16 protein-coding genes are annotated in these 24,132 nt (G+C 35.2%); 4 read left to right on the forward strand and 12 right to left on the reverse strand.

What is annotated here, in order from left to right:
- Positions 1-319: 319 nt before the first annotated feature.
- Positions 320-1,597, forward strand: a complete 1,278-nt coding sequence (locus AAC069_RS07825) for an amidohydrolase family protein (protein ID WP_339919920.1) — start codon at positions 320-322, stop codon at positions 1,595-1,597.
- 247 nt (positions 1,598-1,844) lie between these two features.
- Here AAC069_RS07825 and AAC069_RS07830 read toward each other — a convergent pair whose 3' ends face one another.
- The 8 genes from AAC069_RS07830 to AAC069_RS07865 form a co-directional block, all read right to left on the reverse strand.
- Positions 1,845-2,804 carry an alpha/beta hydrolase gene (locus tag AAC069_RS07830; protein ID WP_339919921.1) on the reverse strand — a complete coding sequence of 320 codons (960 nt, stop codon included), beginning with the start codon at positions 2,802-2,804 and terminating at the stop codon, positions 1,845-1,847.
- 209 nt (positions 2,805-3,013) lie between these two features.
- The gene (locus AAC069_RS07835) at positions 3,014-3,412 is read right to left on the reverse strand and encodes an NUDIX domain-containing protein (RefSeq protein WP_339919922.1); all 399 of its coding nucleotides are present in this window, start codon (positions 3,410-3,412) and stop codon (positions 3,014-3,016) included.
- A 46-nt stretch (positions 3,413-3,458) separates the two neighbouring features.
- Positions 3,459-3,869: a hypothetical protein gene (locus AAC069_RS07840; protein ID WP_339919923.1), complete on the reverse strand. Its 411-nt coding sequence runs from the start codon at positions 3,867-3,869 to the stop codon at positions 3,459-3,461.
- Positions 3,870-4,300: 431 nt separating this feature from the next.
- Complete coding sequence (locus AAC069_RS07845; RefSeq protein ID WP_339919924.1) at positions 4,301-5,728, reverse strand: L-serine ammonia-lyase; 1,428 nt, start codon at positions 5,726-5,728, stop codon at positions 4,301-4,303.
- A gap of 228 nt (positions 5,729-5,956) precedes the next feature.
- Complete coding sequence (locus AAC069_RS07850) at positions 5,957-8,248, reverse strand: BamA/TamA family outer membrane protein (protein ID WP_339919925.1); 2,292 nt, start codon at positions 8,246-8,248, stop codon at positions 5,957-5,959.
- A 24-nt stretch (positions 8,249-8,272) separates the two neighbouring features.
- Positions 8,273-13,237, reverse strand: a complete 4,965-nt coding sequence (locus tag AAC069_RS07855) for a translocation/assembly module TamB domain-containing protein (RefSeq protein WP_339919926.1) — start codon at positions 13,235-13,237, stop codon at positions 8,273-8,275.
- A gap of 216 nt (positions 13,238-13,453) precedes the next feature.
- Positions 13,454-15,136, reverse strand: a complete 1,683-nt coding sequence (locus tag AAC069_RS07860) for a Na/Pi symporter (RefSeq protein ID WP_339919927.1) — start codon at positions 15,134-15,136, stop codon at positions 13,454-13,456.
- Between the two features lie 176 nt (positions 15,137-15,312).
- Positions 15,313-15,687, reverse strand: coding sequence for a group 1 truncated hemoglobin (locus tag AAC069_RS07865; RefSeq protein ID WP_339919928.1), 375 nt, complete (start codon positions 15,685-15,687; stop codon positions 15,313-15,315).
- A 326-nt stretch (positions 15,688-16,013) separates the two neighbouring features.
- On the opposite strand from AAC069_RS07865, the gene AAC069_RS07870 reads away from it, so the two are divergent.
- Positions 16,014-16,277: a GlsB/YeaQ/YmgE family stress response membrane protein gene (locus AAC069_RS07870; RefSeq protein WP_074724659.1), complete on the forward strand. Its 264-nt coding sequence runs from the start codon at positions 16,014-16,016 to the stop codon at positions 16,275-16,277.
- 115 nt (positions 16,278-16,392) lie between these two features.
- Here AAC069_RS07870 and AAC069_RS07875 read toward each other — a convergent pair whose 3' ends face one another.
- The 4 genes from AAC069_RS07875 to AAC069_RS07890 form a co-directional block, all read right to left on the reverse strand.
- On the reverse strand, positions 16,393-16,695 hold the full coding sequence (locus AAC069_RS07875; RefSeq protein WP_339919929.1) for a hypothetical protein: 303 nt from the start codon (positions 16,693-16,695) through the stop codon (positions 16,393-16,395).
- 254 nt (positions 16,696-16,949) lie between these two features.
- A complete protein-coding gene (gene raiA / locus AAC069_RS07880) occupies positions 16,950-17,249 on the reverse strand; it encodes a ribosome-associated translation inhibitor RaiA (RefSeq protein ID WP_339919930.1) in 300 nt (99 codons plus the stop codon).
- A gap of 255 nt (positions 17,250-17,504) precedes the next feature.
- Positions 17,505-18,275: a patatin-like phospholipase family protein gene (locus AAC069_RS07885; protein ID WP_339919931.1), complete on the reverse strand. Its 771-nt coding sequence runs from the start codon at positions 18,273-18,275 to the stop codon at positions 17,505-17,507.
- A gap of 218 nt (positions 18,276-18,493) precedes the next feature.
- Positions 18,494-18,931, reverse strand: a complete 438-nt coding sequence (locus tag AAC069_RS07890) for an acyl-CoA thioesterase (protein ID WP_339919932.1) — start codon at positions 18,929-18,931, stop codon at positions 18,494-18,496.
- Between the two features lie 431 nt (positions 18,932-19,362).
- Between AAC069_RS07890 and AAC069_RS07895 the strand changes: the two genes are divergently transcribed.
- Together AAC069_RS07895 and AAC069_RS07900 are read left to right on the forward strand one after the other, a co-directional pair.
- Positions 19,363-20,913, forward strand: coding sequence for an SDR family oxidoreductase (locus AAC069_RS07895; RefSeq protein WP_339920264.1), 1,551 nt, complete (start codon positions 19,363-19,365; stop codon positions 20,911-20,913).
- Positions 20,914-21,389: 476 nt separating this feature from the next.
- Positions 21,390-24,008 (forward strand): TonB-dependent receptor, encoded by a 2,619-nt coding sequence (locus tag AAC069_RS07900; protein ID WP_339919933.1) that lies wholly within the window; start codon positions 21,390-21,392, stop codon positions 24,006-24,008.
- Positions 24,009-24,132: the final 124 nt, after the last annotated feature.

Consider the following 24,132-nt stretch of genomic DNA (forward strand, 5'->3'; position numbering starts at 1 on the left):
CTTTTAATTTTTTTGCAAGGTCTAGTCGCGAAACCTAAGTTGCAGAAGTCGTAGTTTGGTTCAACTAAGATAAGTGTTTTTGCTAAGAAAAAGTTCGATTTTATCTAATTATCAGCAGCTTTAATTTAAAGAGTTATTTCTAAGAGTCCAACGAATAGTATTAATGATTGCACCCTAAGAATGAATTTGTAATCCTTTATTTTATTGAAAGTAAATAAATATTTAGCGCATTGTGCATAAACAGATGTAGTTGGGTAAAAAAATAAAAACGGCGGTTAATAAATTGTTTTTCATATCTTTAAAATCAAATCGAATCATTATGAAAAAACTATTACTTGTATTTCTAGTACTTTATACCACTATTTCAGTTGCTCAGGACAGCTATATTCAATGTGGCAAAATTATAGATACCAAAACCGGAAAAGTACTTGCCAATAAAACCATTATAGTTTCGAATAAAACCATAAAAGCCATTCAGGATGGTTTTATAAACCCCACGAACCCCGCAGATAAAATAATCGATCTAAAAACCAAAACCGTTATGCCTGGTTGGATCGACATGCACGTGCACTTAGAAGGGGAAACCAGCCCAACGGAATATATAGATGAATTCACCCAAAATGATGCCGATATTGCATTCAACTCAATAGGTTTTGCCAATAGTACGCTTATGGCGGGCTTCACCACTGTACGCGATCTTGGTGGCTCGGGTATAAACGTCTCGCTTAGAAATGCCATTAACCAAGGTAAAGTAGTAGGACCACGAGTACTCACAGCTGAGAAAGCATTAGCTTCCACAGGAGGACATGCCGACCCAACAAATGGCTATCGCAAAGACTTAATGGGTAATCCAGGGCCAAAAGAGGGTGTTGTTAATAGCATAGAAGATGCCCGACAAGCGGTACGACAACGTTATAAAAATGGAGCCGACTGGATTAAAATAACCGCCACAGGAGGTGTTTTATCAGTAGCCAAAAGCGGAAGCAATCCGCAGTTTACCCAGGAAGAGATGGAAGCTATCGTAAGTACTGCCAAAGACTACGGAATGCAAGTAGCAGCCCACGCTCATGGCGACGAAGGGATGCAACGAGCGATTAGAGCGGGTGTGAAAACCATAGAGCACGGAACTGAAATGAGCGAGGCCACTATGGATTTAATGATAAAATACAATGCCTACTATATCCCAACACTTTCAGCAGGAAGCTTTGTGGCAGAGAAAGCGCTTATCCCTAATTATTATCCTGCTATAGTAGTACCTAAAGCCTTAGCCATAGGGCCAAAAATTAAAGCAACCTTTACAAAAGCGTACAAAAAAGGAGTGCCTATTGGTTTTGGAACAGATGCTGCGGTATTTCCTCATGGTGATAATGCCAAAGAGTTTATCTATATGAAAGAAGCAGGCATGCCAATAATGAAAGCTATCCAAGCGGCCACAATAGTTAACGCTAAGATATTAGAAATGGATCAAAAAATAGGCAGCTTAGAACCGGGCTATTTAGCAGATATTGTTGCAACGAATGATGACCCAACCGAGAATGTCAATACTGTAACCAATGTTGTATTTGTAATGAAAGAAGGAGTCGTTTATAAGCAATAACTACAAATGCTTTTCAAGTTCCAATAGCTATTTTAACTTAATTAAGTATGAATATTTTCATATGCGAGTAAGGTAAACTTAAGCTATTATCAAAACGATGCTGAATCACCAGTTATTGAAAGTGTTCAAAAATAATATAGAGAATTAGTCTGTACAATTTTTGATTAAAAGATCTGGTGTTTAAATCATTGTCACTGGTTTGAATACAGCAGGTTTAAAAGTGCAATACACCTATTTGTTATTTAACTTATTTATCCATTTTTAAAAAGGCAAGTACTGGTTTTAGGCTTTCCATTGGGCTTTCTTCCATTGGAGTATGGCCATTATTATCCAGAATAACTAAAGTATTAATGGGTAAATCTTTATGAAATTTATTGGCGTTTTCTACTGGGATTAATAAATCGTTCGCTCCCCATAATATAAGTGTAGGTTGTTGAATGTGTTTTATGTTTTTATAAGCACTCGTATCCTTTGCCATCTTGAATCGATCTACAAAGGCTTGACGATTACCTTCTCTAAGCGTGAGTTCAAAGTAGCGATCAACTAAAGATTCAGTTACTTTCGACTTATCGAAATATACATTTTCAACACTAGCTTTCACTATAAAACGTGGAGTTATGTAGGTAAGGACCTTATTTAGCACCGGAGTTCTGCCTATTTTAAAGGCAACTGGCACACTCTTAGAACTTATGGGATATCCTGCGGCATCTATTAAAATCAATTTTCTCACCATTTGTGGTTGCTCTAGTGTAAAGTTCCATGCTATCTGTCCACCTAAAGAATTGCCTGCCAGCACACATTGTTTAATATTTAAAGCTGTTAAAAAGTTTTTTAAGAATTCTGTGTAATGAGCCATCGAATAATTTCGATCAGGAAAAGGACCCGTTAAGCCATAAGCAGGAAGATCCATTCTAATTACTCGATTTGTTTTTTTCAAGCTATCTGTCCAGATGTCAAAAGTATGCAAACTGGATGCTGTGCCATGAATAAGTACGATGGGAATCGTGTCGGTTTGGTTTCCTTCATCACGAAAATGAACATCCATTCCGTCCACTGAAACGAAAGAAGAAGCCGTATTGGTGTACTTTGCTCTTAGTTCATTCAATGGAATGTCTCGATGTCCAAAGAAAATTATAATACCTATTGTAATTAGTGCAGCACAGCTTAAAATAATTTTTAAACTTTTAGATAAGTATTTCATTGACATATAGTATTTGTTTTAATCTTCGAAAGTTGTTTTAGCAGGAATTTGATTCGTAGCTCGCTCTGCAATGGCAGTTATTGATAAGGATTAATTGACTCCTAGATTTGCTGAAATCATGGAACCATCGATAATATGAAAATTCTCGTATCCAAAAAATTTATTGTTTACCACAAAACAATAAATAGCTTATAACTGTTATTAAAATGCCTGTTTTATTTCAGCTCTCCCTTTTCATTTAGAAAAGAGAAGATTTTTTTATCAACTTCAGAAATGATATCAAGGTCGTTATAATTCAGCCATTTAATTTCTTCAATTTCGCTATTTGCTTTTAAAGTCCCAGAATATTTTGCTTTGTAACACGTCATAATCACATTTATTCCTTCTTTTTCTCCGTCAGATTGTGCTGAAAATGTTCCTATATATTTAGCCGTATTTGGGATTATAGCAACGCTTAATTCCTCTGCTATTTCTCTTATCAGCGTTTGCTCGTCACTTTCTCCATTTTCACGCTTTCCTCCAGGAATGTAATATTTAGTTTTTCCTTTGGATTTTGTACTTAATATTTTCCCTTTTTGGATTTCAATAAATGCTATTTTGTCGATTTCTTTCATACTTATGATTGTGTTTGGTCAAATAGATTGCTGTTGTGGGCTTTGCCTAACCATTATCTTTTAATTTAGATAGTCTTAAAAAGACTAATATAAAGAAGATAAAAAACACCCAATCATTGATTCCGTAAATTGAGTAAAATACTCCAGCCATTAGGTCTTTTTCATAAACCTCAGAAATAGTATTATTTAGGATCCAATTTATCCAAACACATCCATAAATGAATTTTTCAATGGCAAATATTCCAATAAGCCATTTTACTTTATCATAACTTTTTGCAACAGAAATATACGCTAATCCCCAAATAAGAATCATTAATAAGCCAAAATTAGACATTACGTTTGGGTCAGATTCGGGAATTGTTGAATTAGTAAATAGCCTCGAGAAAATTAAAACTGATGCGTTCATTAATCCAGAAATAATAAACCCTTTTGTAATTGTTGTATTTTTTACTTTCATATTTTGATTAAGTTTTTGTCAGTATCTATAAATTCCGAGTTATAAAGTATGCACAGCGTCCTTGCATTTTCCAGTGTTATGAAACCATGAGTTTTCCGTTGTAGAAAAAACGAAGTTATGAAAATCACTATTTATAGCCACCACAAAATTACAAATGGCTTGAAACGACTGTCTGTGTTGCCTATTACTATTTACAAAAATACTTTTCAGTTATTCCTTTACCAGTATCAGAAATTGTGATTTGAAGTGGAAATCCTTTTTTTTATGGAGCGGGAGCGAAATTTAAAAAAAGATTGTAATAAATAGCCCGACCCCGCTGAATCGTCACGATAGTTATCGTCACGTTTTAGCGGGGATACGCACTTATGATTTAAGATTTTAGAGTAAAGTTTGTTGATTTTAGATTGAGGATCAACTGAGTAATTCCAGTATTAGCAATCAGACATGTTCACCGCTACGGCGAGTCCGCCCTCAGAAGTTTCTTTGTATTTGTTGTTCATGTCCTTTGCCGTTTGCCACATTGTATCTACTACTTTGTCCAAAGGTACTTTAGCGTTCTTAGGATCAGTCTCCAGCGCTAGTTCAGCAGCATGGATGGCTTTTATTGCGCCCATAGTATTGCGTTCGATACAAGGAATTTGCACCAGGCCACCAATAGGGTCACAGGTCAATCCCAGGTGATGTTCCATGGCAATCTCAGCAGCCATTAAAACCTGTTCTGGAGTTCCGCCCATCAACTCACACAGTGCTGCTGCAGCCATCGAAGACGAAACGCCTATTTCTGCTTGACAACCACCCATTGCGGCTGATATCGTTGATCCTTTTTTGAAAATACTTCCTATTTCGCCTGCAACTAGCAAGAATTGCTTGATCTCCTTTTCGCCTGCTTGATGGTTTTCAATCACTAAATAATACATTAACACGGATGGAATTACTCCGGCGCTACCATTAGTAGGTGCGGTTACAATTCGTCCCAAAGCGGCATTAACTTCATTTACGGCCAAGGCAAAACAGCTTACCCATTTCAGGATTTGGCGAAATTTTACTTCGGTTAGTCTTATTTGTTCGAGCCACGTTTGTGGGTCGCTGTAATTTGATAGTCCAATTAAATTTTGATGCATGTCAAAAGCCCTACGACGAACATTCAGTCCACCAGGAAGGATTCCTTCTGTATGGCAACCAATGTACATACATTCTAGCATGGTGTTCCAGATGCGCATTAACTCATGGTCTATTACTTCTGGGGTACGCATGGATTTCTCATTTTCGTAAACGATTTCAGAGATCTTCTTGTTTTCGGATTTACAGTAGGCTAAAACGTCGACTGCTTTATCTATAGCAAATGGGAAAGCGCATTTTATTTCGATTTTCTTTTTGGCATTCAATCGTTCTTCTTTAACCACAAATCCACCACCGATGGAGTAGAAGGTAGCAATATGTTTTTTTCCATTTGCTAGAAAAGCGGTAAATCTCATTCCGTTAGAATGAAAAGGAAGAAATTTTTTGTTGAAAACGATATCTTGTGAAAAGGAGAATGGAACTAGGAACTCATTTCCTAAATGGATTTGGTTTTCCTCTTTGATAGTCTTTATAATGCCATCAATATTTTCTACTGGAATGTATTCTGGATCCTGACCGCTCAATCCGAGCATAACTGCTAAATCAGTAGCATGGCCTATTCCTGTTAAGGAAAGGGAGCCGTATAGATCTGTTTTTACTCTTACAACAGACTGAATCAGGTTTTTCTTTCTCAGTTCTTCGAGAAAGCGTTCTCCTGCACGCCATGGTCCAAGGGTATGGGAACTAGATGGGCCAACGCCAATTTTTAACATGTCAAAGACAGAGATACATTCTTCCATAAATAGAGTAGTTTATGCCACAAATATAACCGAAATTAGCAATGATTTAGTCCAAAAGGCAACTAATGTTAGTTATATGATAGCATTTAGCATTATAATTTAATTATTCTGCAATGAAAAGTAGGATTGTAATTGTTATATAAATTATAATTCCCTTATACACAGTGACTCTCTGTTTCGAGTCCAAAATAGGAGTAGGGATTTAGATTGAATTACATTTATAAACTTCTAAAAAGGATATCCAATAGCTAGATTAAAAACTAGATTTTCATTTCGCCACGAACTATTTCCAAAATTCACTTGATCCAATACCCAACGGTTGCCTTCCGGTAAATATGGTTTGCGGATAGGAAAAGCGAGATCTGTTCTAAGTACCAGAAAAGAGAAGTCAAAACGCAATCCAGCACCCACACCTACTGCAAACTCTTTTAAGAAATCTTTAGAGAACTTCGCTCCAGGTTTATCAGGATTGTCTTTTAGCAACCAGATGTTTCCAGCATCTACAAACAAGGCACCTTTTACAATATCATAAATTTTAGCTCGGTATTCTGTACTGAATTCTAGTTTTAAATCTCCAGATTGATCTGCAAGAAACGTATTGGTAGTCGTTGTGCCATTAAAGCTTCCAGGACCTATAGATCGTGCACGAAAAGCCCTGATACTATTAGTTCCGCCGTTAAAAAACTGTTTTATAAATGGCATTTCATTCGAATTCCCATAAGCGAATCCAGCACCAGCAATAATTCTACTGGCCAATTGTCTTTCGCCACCCAATTTTAAATAGTGTCTAAACTCATTCTCTACTTTTACAAATTGGCTGAAAGGCACACTAAAAACTTTTATAGTATCTCCTTTTTCCAAATTTGCTCCGGTCGCTAATCCGGCAATATTTCCTGCTAAGTCTAAACCTGCCTTATAATAGAAAGAGTGTATCCTTCTTTTTTCCATGGTGTTTGTATACGTATAGGAATAGGTAGGGCCAAAAATCAATTGCTTTTCGATTACTTTTCCAAGTGAGGGATTAGCATTTATTTGTTCTTGGTATAAAGGCGTCACATTTTGCGGACTGGCGTACGTAATTTCAGTAATATTGAACTGATGTTCTTTGCGTTCATTTTCTTTCCATAAATAGCCAAATGACCCTTTGAATGTTTGTAGTGAATACAGCTTGGTTCTGTTTTGGAACTCATAACCTAATGTAGCTTTGGTCTTTGGGACAAAACCACCAGAGGACTCAAAATGAAATGGTGTTATGAGTCGGGGCCAAACTAAATTTGCTTCTGTACCAAAACGGTAAACATTAAAACCGTTATTTACACCTGAAACTTGTACTTCCAACCCACCAAAGGCTGAGATAGTAAGTAATTCAGCACCTTTGAATACATTTCTATTGCTCCAGTTTACATTGAGCTCTGTACCCGTATAATTACCCGAATTGGTTTTGGCCAATACTTCTACACGAATGGATTTTTTGGGTAGTGGGGTGAGGTAATAATACGCATCGAGATAATTGCCGATGGTATCAGCCACTTTAAATTCATTTTTCACAAACTTAAATGTTCCTAAATTGACTAATCGGTTTAGGGATAGATTATGATTAGTACGGTTGTATAAATCATCTTTTTTGAAATATAAAGTACGATCAAAAATTCTAGGTTTAAACAAATTTTCATTATCGATAATCGTCATGTCGTTGTGCTTTACGAACGTATCCGTAGCGGTGACGAGACTATCTGCATTTATGGAGTAATTAGGATATACGATGATATCGTTTATTCGGTATTGCGTTTGCGACAGTTCAGGAGTTTCCTCTTTTACTTTGACAATTAAATCGACCTGATGGTCTGCAACCGTGCTGTCTACCTGAACTTTTAGGTAGTCTGGGTTGAAGTAGTAGAATCCTTTTTCCTTAAGCCGTGCATCAATGCGCAAGCGTTCTTCTTTAATGGTAATAAGACTGTAGCCTTCGTCTTTTTTTAACAAGGTTCTGTCTTTAGTGTCGCGTACGGCGGTAGAAAGGATAGTCGAATCTTGTGGAAATTTAATTTCTCTAATACGGTATTGCCTTTTAGGGATTACGGTATAGTTAGCTTCTGCTTTTTTGCCATGACGAGTGGAATCAGCCGCGGTTCTGGTGTTGAAGTAGCCGTTGTTTTCTGAATGGTTTTGTAAAACTAATTTGTTGTATTCCAAATCTACTTTACTGTAATAGACTGGCGCTTCTCCGACTTTAGTTTTTAGCCAGTAACGAAATCCTTTTTGCTTCTTAGGAGTACCGGCAATTTTATAAATAAATAATTTGGGTCTAAAGCCCAAAAAAGAAGAGTTGGGTTTTGGTCTTACAATCGCTTCAAATTCTGCTTTTAATGCTTTGCGTTCTTTTTTTGGAGTTGCATCCCCTTCCACTTTTACTTTGGCACCCGTATACAAGAGCTCGCCTTCGGGTAGATTTTTTGTACCACTGCAGGCTCCAGCAAACAATAGTACAAAAAGGAGATATAGTATGGAGTTCTTATTCATCAGACTTGCTGTTTGAAATGTTCTTTATTTGACTTTGTTTTTCTTCTTTTCCGCTTTGACTTTTTGAAATAACTCTTTAAATTCATTGTAATCTAAAGTAATTACAAACGCAACTCCGGTTTCAACTACCTGGCCTTGAAGCGCCACTTGGTATTTGTTGATGCGATACGCCTTTAATTTATATCTTCCATCCTTAGAGAGTTGATATTCTATGGTAACGTCACCAGCTATAGTGTTAGTGTCTTGGTTTTGTTGTTGTGGTCCTTCTAGGCCAAAGCTGCTTCCTACGGTAACCTTCAATCGGTCATTCAGTAGTTTTTTAGAAATTCCAACATTTAAATCGGTTTTATTTTCTAGTTGGCCCGTGGTATAATCCTGCGAGGAAGCTAAATCAAAATTCAGCTCGACACCGCTTATTAAATCACCTGCCAAATTATTAAGTTGTTGCGACAGGATTTTACTGGCACTTTCTCTGGCTAGAGACGAAACCGTAGTTCCTCCAGATTCGCTGGCGAAAGGATTTTCACCTATAAAACGGTTCAGTAGGAGTAGAGCAAACACTTGTTTGTTCGACTCATCTGGCTGCTGACGCAATTGAGTCAGTTTAGCTTGGGTGGTGTTGATAATTTCTGTAGAAACACTATTGTTTCCTTCCGGTAAGATGATATCAAAAGAAATACTAGGCTTCATCAGTTCACCTTTCATTTTCAATTCCGTTTCAAAAGGAATTTTTTGTTTGTAAGTGTTTCTCACATAAGCCGTCACATTGGATAGCTGGTCGCCCACAAGATCAATCGGTGCAGCTTCGTTTTTATATATTGCTGTGATATTGATATCAGCAGCCGTTGGCTCACCGGTCCATAGAATATAACTTCCGCTTTTGATGTCAAATTTGCGTTTGATCAAATTGAAATTCATTTCATAAGCTCCTTCTTTCAATTCATACCTTCCGGTTAAAGTTGTTTTTCCAGATGCATCCACACCACCAGTTAATTGGGCTTCGCCTTTTAACTTTAAAAAATCACCATTGGCTTTATCAATGACAATTGATAATTCAGCGTCCTTATCCACTTCAATATTTACAGACGCATTGATGCCTGTAATTTCTAGATTACTTAATGCTTCATCTGCTCGTAGCTTCGTTTGAATCATCGGTGGATTGTCTTGGTCGATAAATTCAACAATACCTTCTCGATCTGCTATAGAAGGATCAGACTGTGGCATTACAATCGTGAACTTAGTGTCTTTGTTTACTTTGATATTCCCGTCTACGACAGGGTTGTTAAAAGTACCGCCAATTCTTAAATGATTGTCAAGATACATTTCGCCATAATATAAATCATTGTCTTTTTCCTGCGAATTGATGGCTTTAAAATTTACTGCATCCAGCGTTAAATCATAACCAATATTGCTGATGTTTTGAGTATTGATTTTTCCGTTGATGTCTAAATCATTGTCTTTTTCATCTTTTATGATAAAATGATTGAAAGTGATAGTATTACCGGTGAATACAATTTTATCATTTAGGGATTTAAAGGTAGAATTGAGCTGGGTTACTTTGAATCCAATGTCATTGAAAAGTAAATCACCAACAACTTTTGGCTGGTCTACATTACCTGAGATTTTAAAATTCCCGCTAAAAAAACCAGTACTTTCTTTTAAGTTATCCAATGTGAAACCCTGGATACTTTTTAGATTTAATCTTGAAATATCCAAATTCATATCTAAATTTCCGTCAGCTATTTTGTAAGTTCCATTTAAATCGACAAGATTGTCTTGTCCGGTGAGAGAAACTCTGGTATTGTAGGTGTTAGCCACTTTGTTGTCAATATGTATGGTAACGGTACCAACGGTGTCTTTCTTGAATGAAAAATTATCTACAATCAAATCAGAAGTAAAAATAGGGGATTGATTCAGGTTCTTAACGATTGCATTACCATTGATGTTTCCACTTATTTCGATATCTCCTTTTACTGCAATATTGCTGATGGTCTCTATTTTAAAATCTTTGAAGTCAATTGCCAAAGGGGAATTTGCTTGTTCAGACTGTGATTGTATGCTGATACTGCTTTGCGCTTTGCTTAACTCAAAGTTATTAGCATAGATTCCTTTATCTCCAAAACGTACGACGTTATTAGAATCCATTTTCCAAGACTCATAATTGAGTAGTAGATTTTTCGGGTCAAGCCAAAGTTCGTTATTTCCCGCCGATGCTTTTAGCGTTCCTGAGATTAGGTATCTTTCTTTGTCCTTTAAATCTTTTAATTGCAAGGTATAGTTGGCGGTATTGTCTTGCACTTTCCCAGAAATAGAAGTGTAAGGCAATTGGAATTGGCTGTTTTGAATATCATCAACCACAAGATTGTAAACTAAAGCATTGTCTTTTGTGTCTATATTTAGAACTCCATTTGTTATTGTATTACCACCATAGACTAATTTAGGAATAGCACCATTCAAGATTATAGAATCATTAACCGTATTGTATCTTCCGGTTATGGTAATAGGCTCAAGACTTTTTAGTTCTGGAATAAACTTCACAAAAATAGGACTGTCTGAAATTCCAACTTTAAATTTCAGTTGTTGCTTTTCAGCAGTACCTGGTTTGCTAGACTGACTTGGATTGTAATAATTCGCTATTGAATTTGATAAAGCATCTGCTATAGTTGACAATTTGTATTTTCCTTCTACTTCCGCATTTAAAAATTGGGATTTAAACAGCAGCTCATTTTTGTCTGCTGCAGAAGTCACGATCATAGTAATAGAATCCATCACAAACTGCTCTTTTTCATCGGCAATAGTTAGATTAACGATGTTAAATTTCCCGTTAAGATAATCGAGATCAACAGACTGAATATCTGCGTCTAACACACCTCGTATCTTCATAGGTCCAGCATGTAGATTAAGTTTCTCGAGGTCGGCAACATCGACATTTAACTTTATTTTTCCAGTAGGGTATTTGTCTTTAAAACTTCCGCTGCTCACTAAGTCAAACGTTAAATTAGGATCGTTACTATCGGCAATGGCTTGAAACAGACCGTTGTTAATCGTTCCCTTAAGATCGAGATTAGTATAGTTGTATTTATTATAATTGATTTTCCCTATGGTTCCTTTTATAGAAGCATCAGCTGTTTTTGGATCTAATCCAATTCCTTTTAAAGTTGCATTTAAACTTAATTTTCCAATTGAATTATTTTTGATCAGCTTTCCTAAATCAAAATTTTCGAGTTCTGTTTTGACATCGTATTTTTCTTTGTTTTTTATTCTTTGGTCAAATAAGGCGTTGATTTTGGCTGGACCAAAACTACTTTCCGATACCAAATTAGTAGCGAAATTATTGAGTGTTCCTTTAAAAGTTCCAATGGCAGTAAATGCTGCAGGTAAACTAATTGAATTCGGAATAGTTTCTTTTGGAAGGAACGCATTAAAATCCTTTGCGGTAGATGCAAATTCTTTTATGTCCAAATCAAAATAAGCTTTTTGAGTATCAGGCAAACCAGTTATGGTTCCGCTACCCACAATTTTTGTATTACCTATGCCGCTAATTTCTAAACTCGGAATTTCAATTGCTCCTAACTTACCAAACACCTTGCTATTTACCTGAAGTATTGCATTTGGATTGTCCTTAAAAGGTACTGTATTGGCTAAACTAGGAACAAAAAGTAAAATGTCTTTAAATCCTAGGCTACTTTTTTTCAAAGTGGCATTAATACTTAATTCTTCTAAATTATCGCTAATAGCTGCAATAGATGGATAACCGATAAGGATTTCGTCTTTTACTAAAGTTTGAGGCGTTTTTAAATATAAATTTTTAAGAAATGAATTCGTTTTTCCATAGAAAAAATCCGCATTAAAAGACTGAACGTCTAGACCGCTCTGTTCTTTTGCTTTAAAGGCACTTATTTTCCCGGAGGTGCTAACAGAACTGTAGTGGATGTCCTGGGCATCTATGCTCAGTGATTGTAATTTTAAATGGTTGTAATCAAATCCTCTTGGTATCGCAGCAATATTGTTATTGTCATAGTTGAAGTCAACCCTTTTGATATTGGATTCCCTGACTTTAAAATCCCAATCCCTGCTCGCAGTTTCGGCCGATTCTTTTTTTACGAGTTTTTTTTCTGATTTACCAAAGGCAACTTTTCCATTTGCATCTGATAAATTGAGGACATCAATAAGGAAAAAATGGTTGTAAAAATCGGTTTTATCAAACTTAACTAGTCCCTTTTTTAATGAGATAGTAGCGTTTAATTTACTGGCATCGTCCTGATAATCGACCGCAATTTTAGAAAGATCAATTTCGCCTAATAGAAGTTTGTACGTGCTTTGAGGAGCATTATCAACCTGAGTCGTTGTTTGTGTTATACCTTGTTTGAATTTAAGGTTCAGTCCTTTAATCTTAATTTTGGGCACTTCAAAGTCCATCTCCTCTAGATCAAAAGTTTTGATGCGGGTTTCTAAATGCTGTAGTTTGATATACAGATCATTTTTTGAAAAGGCATCTGTATATTTTAGGTTTATTGTATCCAGATTAATTTTTTCCAGTGAAAATGTCATCGGAGTTGTGTCTGGATCTTGGTTGTCTGGGGATGAGAACGCGTTTATGATGTAGTCAAAGTTAAATACGGAGGTAGAATCCCTATTGATATTTACCGTTATTCCCTGAAAATCGATTGAGTTGATTTCAATTTTATTATTGATCAATTGAAACATGCTAATGTCAACGGCGAGGGTATGAGCACTTAATAGTGTGTCCTTTTTTTGACCTTCAAAATATACACCCTCCAGTATTACTTTTTTTGGAAAGCCAATGTCGATTTTAGCTATAGTAACCTTAGTTTTGATTTTATTTTGAATGTAAACTACTGCTTTATCCTTTGCAAAATTTTGCACGTATGGGATTTGGATAAGCACTAGCAGCAACAGGAATAATACGATGATTGTTCCTACTGTCCACTGGAAAATTTTTAAACCTTTTTTTAAATATTCTTTCAAATGGTGCTATTTTTTATCAAAAAACTCAATATCTGCCATAATTCAAAATTGAATTAACTACAAAGATGAAAATTTATATCCGCACTCTTTTATAAAAAAGTAAGTTTATATTATAAAATTATTGGATTTGAATCATAGCAAATGCATTTTTCCTTTTGTAGGTTTTTTTCGCTAGTTCAAAACGATTGAAAAGGATGGCACTAAGCCTCTACTTTCCTACGTTTTATAGACAGGAACTTCATTGAATTCCTGAGCTTGTTTTTCTTTTAATAAAAAATCTTTTACGGACATCAACATCGCTTTGTTAGAGGTAAATAGTTCTCTGTTGAAATTGATGACCGTGGTAATGTCAATTTTTTCTAAAGCTGCATTTTGTGCTTCTGTATAGAAATTGTTGAGTGCTGAAGTATAATTGCTCTTTATGATATTAAAAACATCTTGTAGATTTTCAAAACTAGCGGGTATTTCTTGAGTGATAAGGGCATTAAACTGGCGGTACAAAGCTTCTGTTTCTTGTTTGTGGTGGATGAAAAAATTGTACTTGATATCTTTTGATGAATGTCGGAGATTAGTAATATTAGTGCCAATATCCTTGACACTTTTTACCGAGTGTAAAGAACTGCGCACCGCAGAAATTAATTGGTTAACATTTGAATATTCCTCTGATTGTAATTTTGGCCTTAATTCTATATAAAACACCTGTAGCTCGCCTTGTAACTGCTTCAGAAAATCATATTTTTCTTCTATTGTATTAATGAAAAAATTATTCTTTTCGTTAATACTTTTATAGTCAGAATTTTTACTGATGTAACGTGTGTCAATTTTAAAGAGTTCTAAATTGAATAACATAGAATTGTGTATGAAATAGTTGGTTTCCCTCTTAAATAAGTCTAATGCTGTCATGGGCTCCGCTGTTGTAGCATGCCCGATAAAAGCAGTTACAGATCTATCAGACTCTTTGAAAAAACGCTCTAGAAAATGAGTAAATTTATCTAGTAAGGGTAAGAAGATGATAATGGAACCTAGATTAATTATGCTAGAGAAAATAACCAAACCGACGAGAGGGTCTTTGACACTAAAAACATCAGTAATTAGTAATAGAATAGGAGATAATAGTAGGTAAGCAAAAAGGGTGACAAAGACATTGAAAAGGAAATTCCCTAATACGATTCGCTTTTTTGAAGCGCTACCATTGATAGCGCCTAGCATTATTTTAATGGTGGTTCCAGTTTGCGAACCTAATATTATAGCAGCAGCAATTGGAAGACTGATAGCCCCAACATGAAGCGCACTCAGTGTAAGTGCCATTGTTACCGAACTGGATTGCACCAATACGGTGATGATAAAACCAATGAGTAAAAAAACGGCCAATGACATCGAAGCATATTGTGAAAAATCAAAAACTTTTACCTGAGCTTCCATGGATGTTTTCATAAAGGAAAGCCCAATAAATAACAAACCAAATCCAAAAAGAAAATAGGAAATATATCTATAGGTTTTTTGGCTTCCAAACAAAATAAGAAGAACACCTCCAGCACAAACAGCGGGATAGGAAACTACTTCTATATCCATTTTAAATCCAAGTGTAGCGACTACCCAGCTGTCAAGTGTCGTTCCTAGATTAGCTCCTAGAATAATAGCCATCGCATTTCTCATGGTAAATACACCTGCGCCCACAAAAGCCAGCACCATAAAAGAAACCATAGAACTACTCTGAAGAACACCCGTCACGATAGCTCCACCGGTTACTGCACCAATCTTGTTCTTGGTAATGCGTTGTAAAAAGAGCTTGAAACTCCTTCCAGAAAGATTTTTTAAAGACTCCTCCAGTAAATACATTGCAAATAGAAATAGGCCAATACCTGCACTGAGTTTAAGTATATGATAGAATGTATCCATAGTAGAAAATGTACTTAAAGGTAAGTGAAAATTCTTCGATATGAAAACAAGAAAATAATTTACATTTATAACTAATAGATGGGCTTACAATTTTAAGTAGTTGTTGAGTGTTGTAAATACCAACTTTGTATAAAGCTATTTTTATATGGTAGTGCTTAATTTGTAAACATATAGCATTATAGGGAGACTACGGAGCTTTTTAAGGACCATAGAATTGCGAGGACATCTTTTTTAGATTCTTCATCAATTTGTTTTTTTTCCAAAACTCCTAGTATATCATCAATGACATGTGTAAATTCTCCTCGGCTTATATTCATTCCGGTATGTGCAGTAAGCATATCTTTTCCGGAGTAGGTTTCCGGGCCTCCACTTCCAGCACTAAAAAATTCAATAGTGTGTTTCGTGATTGATGCTAAATGTTCTGGTTGTTCTTTAAGAGGAAGAAACCGTGCATTTATGGCAGGATTATTCATATGCGCCTGCACAACTTCGTTTACAATTTGAGTTATTCCTGCGGAGCCTCCTAAACGATCATAAAGTAATTTATCCATGATATTTGATTTATAAGATTAAACAAATAAAAAGTATTAGTTTATAAATTAAACACTAATACAGCGGTAGGAAGTAGAAAAACAGATTGGAGCTAATTTTTAGTAGATTACTAATTTACGACTATTTTTTGAATAGATGTCAAAGGAAGTGCTTTTTTATGACTATAAAATAGCGTTTACTACTCTCTTTTTTAGTGTTTTAGGTGCTAATAATAAAGTAATTGACAAGGATACTTTTATACTATTTATAAATCAAACCCTTTTTTAAGTAACTTTAACGTTACGTAGAAGTAGAATAATTGTTTAATATTTTAAATTATTTAAATATGTCAGGAGAAAGTCTTTTAGTGTGGTTACTTTTAGGGGTAGTTGCAGGATGGTTAGCCGGTCTAGTTATTAGCGGTGGCGGTTTCGGTATTATCGGCAACATAATTGTTGGCATAATAGGTAGTTTTTTAGGAGGCTGGCTTGGCGCAAAACTAGGGATTTCCGGTGCCGTAGTGGGAGGTTTTAGTGTAGCAAGTGTAGTTACCGCTGTTTTAGGAGCTGTCGTACTGCTATTTGTTGTCAGTTTAATAAGAAGGGTCTAGAAAGTAATAGAACCAATAAAAAAATCAAAAAGTTAATAGTTTTCTATTGACTTTTTTTTATGGTGTTTTGTAATTTTATTTTAATTGTTTCATCGCTTCAGCAACATTAGTAGTTTTATTGATTCCAATACATCACAATGATAAATAAGATTATTGCAAAAATTCCAACTAGGGAACTAATGAAAAAATTATCAGCCAATTTTTCAAGCCGGATTTCTTTCTCTAATTTCTGCGTTCGTATCGAAAAAAAAGACAAAAGTGACGAAATGGTTAATGCTAAGGCAACAATAGAGGTGAACTCATCGATAAGGCTGTCTTTTGAGGTATCAGTCATGTGTAGTGAGGTGATTACAAACAGACAAAAACCGAGTAGGTTAGCCGATGTACTTAATATATGCTGGGAGGTTTTGTTAGCCAAAATCATATTGGTTTAAAGAAGTGATTAGTATGATTTGAGAGTAATGAATTTAATCTTAAACTCAACAAAGTAAAGCTTAGGTTATTTCAGCTGGGTGCTTCTCTTTTTTTAGTAAAATATTTGGGTATTGATTACAATCGATTATAAAAGTATAAAAAAACTACAACCTTTGATGATTGTAGTTCTCTATTTTAAACTTGGTAAAAATCACAAAGCAACATACCAAAACAAGTTACCGGATTTATTAATTTCTTTTAATGCTCTTGCATCTCACTTTTACGCTTTTTTAATTGTACTTCTAGATCTCTAACAGTTTCTGCAACTGCAGCTTCAAAGCTATCTTCATTAGATGAGGCAAATATTCGCGGACCAGGGCAGCTCAACATAACTTCGCATATCTTGCCTTTCCCATAAGTGACTTTTTCTTCTTTAAATTTAACATCAGCTCGAATTATCCAATCATAGTGTCTAGCTAATTGTTCTAATTTTTCGGACACTAAAGCATCTGCTGTATTTTTTGTTTCTGCTTGTACAAATTGAGTGTTTATTTCCATGGTTACTATTTTTTAAGGTTAGTATTATTGAAATTGAATTTTTAAAATAAAAAAGCACTGCTATAAAAGGCATTTTAATTGCGCAAAATGTGCAATACTAAATTCGAGAAGTACTCAAATTTACACATTAAATTTATAAAAGTAAAATTTTGAGTGTTAAACAAATTAAAAAAATAAACAGTAATAATTAACCTTAAAATAATTGTCCTTGAAATCTAAAAAGCAATATAGGCAGGCTGAATATTTTTATGACATCTACATATCAAGGTCTAGTTCTTTTATTTGTTTTTCGAAAGTCAGTGCATATTGATAACCATAATCATAAATCTCATCCGATTTTTTTAGGTTGAAAAGACTAAATTGGCTCATGTTTGGTGGCTCGATGTATAAAGTGCAACTGTCTATTTTACTTTGAACAGAACCTTTCATAGCCAAATGAAAACAGCGGTCAACGATGTTGTTCATATGAACTTGATCTAACTCTTTCTTGACTGAATTAACATAACTACCTATGATAATATCACATTGACCGGTTAAAGGTTCAGTGGGGAAATTATTAAGTACTCCACCATCCACAAACACACTGTCGTTGTAACTTACAGGTTGGAAAATTAAAGGAATACAAGAAGAAGCCATTAACGCCTGAGATAAATTTCCTGAAGAAAAGTAAACAAGTTCTCCTTTCAATATATCAGTAGCGGTAACATACAAGGGTATGTTGAGGTCCTCAAAAGAATTATTTGGGAAGCATTCCCGATAGATGTCATTAAACCCTTTCATAGCAAAGAACCCTTGTCGCTTTATTAGAATATTAGAAAAATTAAAAATTTGTCCCTTTTTTAAGATCGCTACTATCTCAGGGATAGAATAGCCTGCAGCGTAAAATGCACCTGCAATTGCCCCTGCGCTAGTTCCTGAAATATGAGTGGGTATAATTCCAAATTCTTCTAACGCTTTTAGAATGCCTAAATGGGCAATACCTCTAGCGCCACCTCCTGATAATGCAATACCAATTTTACGTTTCATTTGCCAGTGTTAAAGGTTATAGTAATTTGTTTCATTACTCTAATCAGTTGTGGGGATGAGTGATTAAGGTCATTTCTATACAATTGAACTAATATAAATAAAAATGACTAATTATCAGTGCAAAACATTGATAATTAGTCATTTTGTTGTTATTTTTAACCGTTTAATTCCATTCTTAAATTAAGAATACAATTTGCAGGTTTTGGAATCTCAATAATTTAAAGAGCAATAAAGTCTTCTGTTTTAGGAATCCTATTCATGGCTTCCATTGCTATTTCAGGAGTTGGATTGGCTATTTTTCGAAGCTTTGTATCCATCCAAGCACCGTCAACAGTTATTGTAGCACACAATTTATCTTCTTCATTCTTAAACTCATGCACAATAGACCAACGGGAAGCATCGGGTCTCATTTTAGAAATTTTAGTATGCATAAATATGGTGTCCGAAAGTCCGATTTCTTTTCTGAAAACGCATTCTTCTCTAAAGAGTATTGGACCAAAATGATTGGTTTGTAAAACTTTCATGGTCAAGCCAAGACTTTCCAGAATCTCGATACGATGCTGAGCACCAAAATCGTAATACGCGCTGTGGCGCACATGAAAATTAGGATCTAAATCTGACCAACGAAAGGATAATTGTTTACTAAAAGATGCCATTGTAATTTTAAATTAAAAGTTTAACTTGTTTTTATTAGTTGAGGTTGAGGCGCTTTCGTCGAGATGTAGTGCAAGGGATGATTTTTAACCGTTTTTTGTAGAAAATAGTTATAGAAAGTCACTTTATTGCCATTACATGGTGTTCGGTACCTATGCAGCTACTGCTCGATCAAACGAATGTTCCGTAAGCGTAAATATAGGAAAAAACGGGAGTTTTTATAAAATAGTACTGTTGTATTTAAACAGTATTATTTAATTTTTTAATAATATAAAATTGTCCTTGTCGGAGGAAGATAATTTCGGAAAATTGACCAATTTATATACTCTTTTTGCGCTGTTAGTACTATCATAAAAAAAGCGAGTACGGAAAAGATATTAAAACTATATTTGCGCCCTTGGTATTTTAGCCAAGATTGACCCCGTTTTTTATGATGACGAAAGATGAAATAGTGCCTAAGACCGCAATAACTTCAGATGAAATTGATAGATGCATCGCCATATTGGCACAATTAAATTCGAATACCGACGAGATATTCGATATTGAGAAAGACCAAAGGACGGCTTTAATCAAAGCGGCTGGAATGTTTTCTAGACCAGATAGAGACGAACTTTCCCGACGTAAAAAAGACGGAAGGTTAGTTGCCAAACGTAAAAAGGAAAAGCAAGACAAAACCGCCCGTAAAGAAACTGGAATTCGTCATGCTAGGGAAGCAAGTATATTTGTTGCGCCAAAACTTTTGGCTTATAACGATCTTGCTAACAAAGAACAGGTAGAACTGGAAACGCCCAGAAATTGTTACGTATGTAAAACGCCATTTACTAAAATGCACCACTTTTATGATACAATGTGTACTGATTGTGGAGATTTTAATTATGCCAAACGTTTTCAAACTGCGGATGTAAAGGGACAAATAGCGATTATAACTGGTTCCAGATTAAAAATAGGATATCACATTACCTTAATGCTTTTGCGTGGTGGAGCAACCGTTATTGCAACGACACGTTTCCCCGTGGATTCAGCATTGCGTTTTTCTAAAGAACCCGATTTCATGGATTGGGGACACAACTTGAAAATTCATGGATTGGATTTACGACACATTCCTAGTGTAGAGATTTTTTGCAATTTTATTGAGCAAAAATACGAGCGTCTCGATATTCTTATCAATAATGCAGCACAGACGGTGAGACGACCGGCTGGATTCTATACCCATTTAATGGCAAACGAAGAGAGACCGATAAGTGCGTTACCAAAGCAGGCACAGGATTTATTACTAGATCATACCGATTGTTTGCAGGAATTAAAAGTATTGACCACAGGAGCTTCTTCTAATCAAAATATGCCGGTTACTTGGCATGGGCCGGAACCTGGAATAGGTTTACGGGCTTCCGCCAAATTATCTCAGATTCCGTATAGTTTTGACAATACGCTTGTAGCAAATGAAGTGTTCCCAGAAGGAGAGTTGGATGCCGATTTACAGCAAGTAGATTTAAGAAAAACGAATAGTTGGCGTTTGCGATTGGGACAAATTGAAACGACAGAAATGATTGAAGTGCAACTGGTGAATTCAGTAGCGCCATTTGTGTTGTGTAACCGCCTTTCGGAAATAATGAAGAAAGACAATACTGGACAAAAACACATCATCAATGTTTCGGCAATGGAAGGAAAGTTTCATCGCTTTTTTAAAGAAGCTCGTCATCCCCATACTAATATGGCCAAAGCGGCTTTAAATATGCTTACGCACACCGCCGCAGGGGAATTGGCAAAAGACGGAATCTTCATGAATGCAGTTGATACGGGTTGGGTAACCGACGAAGATCCTGCAGAATTAGCAAAAAAGAAACAAGAGCTTGAAGATTTTCAACCCCCTTTAGATATTGTGGATGGTGCAGCACGGGTAATGGACCCTTTGTTTGACGGTATTAATACAGGAAAGCATTGGTGCGGAAAATTCTTAAAAGATTACAACCCTATTCCGTGGTAATAAACATTGCTTTCTCTTTTTTAGCGAAATGCGCTATGTATCAAAGACACTAAATAGTTTTTATAATAAGGGAAGTTTAGCCGGCTACTTCATCCGGATTGATTTAAACTATCCTACTTACTATCGCATAAAAAGTATTTTTTTATGCGATTTTTTTTTGCCGTAAACTAAACCCAAGATTATGAGGATGAATCATTTAGAATCCTTCTGTTATGAATATAAAAATAGAGCAGAATGGAGGAACTAAACTTAATTGCCTTTTTAATCCAATAACGTGAAATTTACATACCATTCTGCAAAATTATAAGGACTATTTAATTTGAAAAATAGCAACGTTTGTAAGGGTTTTATATAAAAAAAAGCCGAAATGTGATATTTTTAATTTTTTAAATAAATATATCATTTCATTAGGGTTTCTTTAACAAAAATGGATAGCTTTGTTCTCTAGTTTATAAAAAAAACAAAAAAAACTATTTATGAAATTTAACCATTTTTTATTAGGCATATTATTTATGATAATAGGCCCCGCAGTTATGAATGCCCAAACAATCAAAGGGGTTGTGATGGATGAGAATGGGCAAGCTTTGCCTTATGCTAATGTTGTCGATAAAGTAACTTCTTCTGGAGTTACCACAGACGGGAACGGTAATTTTGAAATTAAGGTAAAAGGTTTTCCGGTTACTTTAATCGCTAAATATGTGGGATTTCAAAATAAAAGTATTGAGGTAACTAGTGCTAGTGCTGCCATTATTTTCAAATTAGATCCTAATAACAGTTTAGATGAGGTTGTTGTTACAGGAAACAGATCAAAAGTGAGAAGTGTATTAAACTCTGCTGTGCCTATTGATAAGTTGTACGCTGAAGATCTTAAATCAAGCGGACAGGTGACTTTTGATAAAATGTTAGCCTATAAAATCCCTTCATTTAATTCAAGTACTCAAGCTATTTCTGATGCAACAGCGCATTTTGACCCAGCAGATTTACGTGGATTAGGGCCAAGCCGTACCTTAGTTTTGGTAAACGGAAAAAGAAAAAATCAAAGTGCATTAGTGTACATAAACGATACTCCAGGTAAAGGAGAGGTAGGAACAGATATGAAAAGTATTCCGTTCTCTGCTATCGAAAGAGTAGAAGTACTGCGTGATGGAGCTTCATCTCAATACGGTTCAGATGCTATTGCAGGAGTAGTGAATATTATCCTTAAAAAACAAACTAACTTTACTGAAGTTAGTCTTACTTCAGGAGTAACTTCTCAAGGAGACGGTTTCAATTTTGGAGCGGATTTAAATTCAGGATTTAAAATTGCTGATAAAGGTTTTGTAAATTTTAATCTTTCTTATTTAGATCAAAATAAAACGAACAGAGCAGCAAAGCCTGGTAAAGATGATTTATTTGGTGTAGCTGCAAACGATCCACAATGGGGAGACTGGTTGAGTAGAAATCCTGATTTAGGGATGACTATTGGACAACCTGATTCTAAAATGGGAGCTTTAGTAGTGAATGCCGAATACCCACTTTCTGATAATACAACATTGTATGCGTTTGGAGATGTAAATATTAGAAAAGGAACTAGTTTTGCTTTATACAGAGCACCTTACTGGGTTTCAGATCCAAATAATTTATTACACGATGCAGGGACTACTTATAATGGATTCCAACCTACATTTAATACAGATGTATTCGATAATTTAGGATCTATTGGGATAAAATCTACTGTGTTTGGTTTTAATGCAGATTTCAGTTTAACAGCTGGTTCTAATAAGGTAGATTACACAGTGGGTAATACATTGAATGTATCTTTGGGAGCTAATAGTCCTACTGAATTTAATGTTGGTGGTTATACTTTCAGTCAGTTAGTAGGTAATGCTGATTTTAGCAGAACTTTTGATAAAGTAACTTTTGGTTTTGGAACAGAATTAAGAAAAGAACAGTTTGAAGCTAGAGCGGGTCAGGAAGAATCTTATGTAGGAGGTGGCGCACAGTCATTCCCTGGATTACAGCCTGCTAATGCATTAAAAAAAGATCGTAACAACTTTGGTGTGTACACTACTTTAGATTACGATATGACAGAGGCTTTCTTAATAGGAGGATCTATCAGATATGAGAATTATTCTGATTTTGGGGATAATGTCTCTTGGAAAGTAAACTCTCGTTACAAGCTTAATAATGATGTTGCTATACGTGCGTCGTATAGTACAGGATTTAGAGCTCCAGCATTGCACCAAATTTATTTGAGTAATATTCAAACTCTTGTTTCTGGAGGTACAATTTCTAACCAAGGAACTTTTAACAATGTTGATCCAGCGGTTATTGGATTAGGTGTTCCTCAATTGCATGCTGAGAAATCACAAAACATATCTACAGGAATTACTTTTAGATCAGGTCCTAATTTTTCTGCTTCGCTTGACTTCTACCATATAAAGGTAAAAGACCGTGTGTTGTTTTCTGGAGAGGTTGGCTTTGACGGAGATGATACAACTACAAACCCGGTTGAACAGGTTTTACTTGCTAATGATATTACTAGTATGAAGTTTTTTATCAACGCAGTTAATACAATAACTAAAGGTGTTGATGTTGTTTTGAATTACAAAAACTTAGAAATAGGAACTGGTAAACTTGGACTTAGTTTAGCATCTAATATTGCTAATACTAAAATTGACGGACAAATTGCTACACCCGCTATCTTGAAAGCTAACGGATATGATATTTTTAACCGTAAGGAGCAAGGTAGAATTCTAAGTGCAAGACCTAATACAAAAGTATTGTTAGGAGCTAACTATGATTTGAAAAAAACAACTTTCATTTTTAATAACACTTATTTTGGTGAAGTTACATGGCAACATGCTACTGATATCTCTAAAGATCAAACTTTCGCAGGAAAGGTTATTACAGATTTAGGAGTTGCTTATAAATTTACAAGTACTATATCTGCTAATGTGATGGTAAACAATTTATTCAATGTGTATCCAGACAAATTGGATCCAAAAGGAGATGTTGTTACTGATTTAGGAGGTCGTTTTAAGTATGCATGGGAAGTAAATCAATTTGGATTTAGCGGAACTACATTTACAGCGGGATTAAACTTTAAGTTTTAAAGGTTGATTAACAAAGACAATAAAAAAAAACGGGATTTATTCCCGTTTTTTTTATGCTTATATTTTGTCTTTTAATGTATTACAAGAAATAGAAGAATGGAAATCTCGCCATTGAAAAACCCTC

This window comes from uncultured Flavobacterium sp. (assembly GCF_963974175.1).
Lineage (GTDB): Bacteria > Bacteroidota > Bacteroidia > Flavobacteriales > Flavobacteriaceae > Flavobacterium.

Coding starts and splice junctions, on each gene's coding strand:
- AAC069_RS07825 (WP_339919920.1), top strand. CDS start 320: ATGAAAAAACTATTACTTGTATTTCTAGTACTTTATACCACTATTTCA.
- AAC069_RS07830 (WP_339919921.1), bottom strand. CDS start 2,804: ATGTCAATGAAATACTTATCTAAAAGTTTAAAAATTATTTTAAGCTGT.
- AAC069_RS07835 (WP_339919922.1), bottom strand. CDS start 3,412: ATGAAAGAAATCGACAAAATAGCATTTATTGAAATCCAAAAAGGGAAA.
- AAC069_RS07840 (WP_339919923.1), bottom strand. CDS start 3,869: ATGAAAGTAAAAAATACAACAATTACAAAAGGGTTTATTATTTCTGGA.
- AAC069_RS07845 (WP_339919924.1), bottom strand. CDS start 5,728: ATGGAAGAATGTATCTCTGTCTTTGACATGTTAAAAATTGGCGTTGGC.
- AAC069_RS07850 (WP_339919925.1), bottom strand. CDS start 8,248: ATGAATAAGAACTCCATACTATATCTCCTTTTTGTACTATTGTTTGCT.
- AAC069_RS07860 (WP_339919927.1), bottom strand. CDS start 15,136: ATGGATACATTCTATCATATACTTAAACTCAGTGCAGGTATTGGCCTA.
- AAC069_RS07865 (WP_339919928.1), bottom strand. CDS start 15,687: ATGGATAAATTACTTTATGATCGTTTAGGAGGCTCCGCAGGAATAACT.
- AAC069_RS07870 (WP_074724659.1), top strand. CDS start 16,014: ATGTCAGGAGAAAGTCTTTTAGTGTGGTTACTTTTAGGGGTAGTTGCA.
- raiA (WP_339919930.1), bottom strand. CDS start 17,249: ATGGAAATAAACACTCAATTTGTACAAGCAGAAACAAAAAATACAGCA.
- AAC069_RS07885 (WP_339919931.1), bottom strand. CDS start 18,275: ATGAAACGTAAAATTGGTATTGCATTATCAGGAGGTGGCGCTAGAGGT.
- AAC069_RS07890 (WP_339919932.1), bottom strand. CDS start 18,931: ATGGCATCTTTTAGTAAACAATTATCCTTTCGTTGGTCAGATTTAGAT.
- AAC069_RS07895 (WP_339920264.1), top strand. CDS start 19,363: ATGACGAAAGATGAAATAGTGCCTAAGACCGCAATAACTTCAGATGAA.
- AAC069_RS07900 (WP_339919933.1), top strand. CDS start 21,390: ATGAAATTTAACCATTTTTTATTAGGCATATTATTTATGATAATAGGC.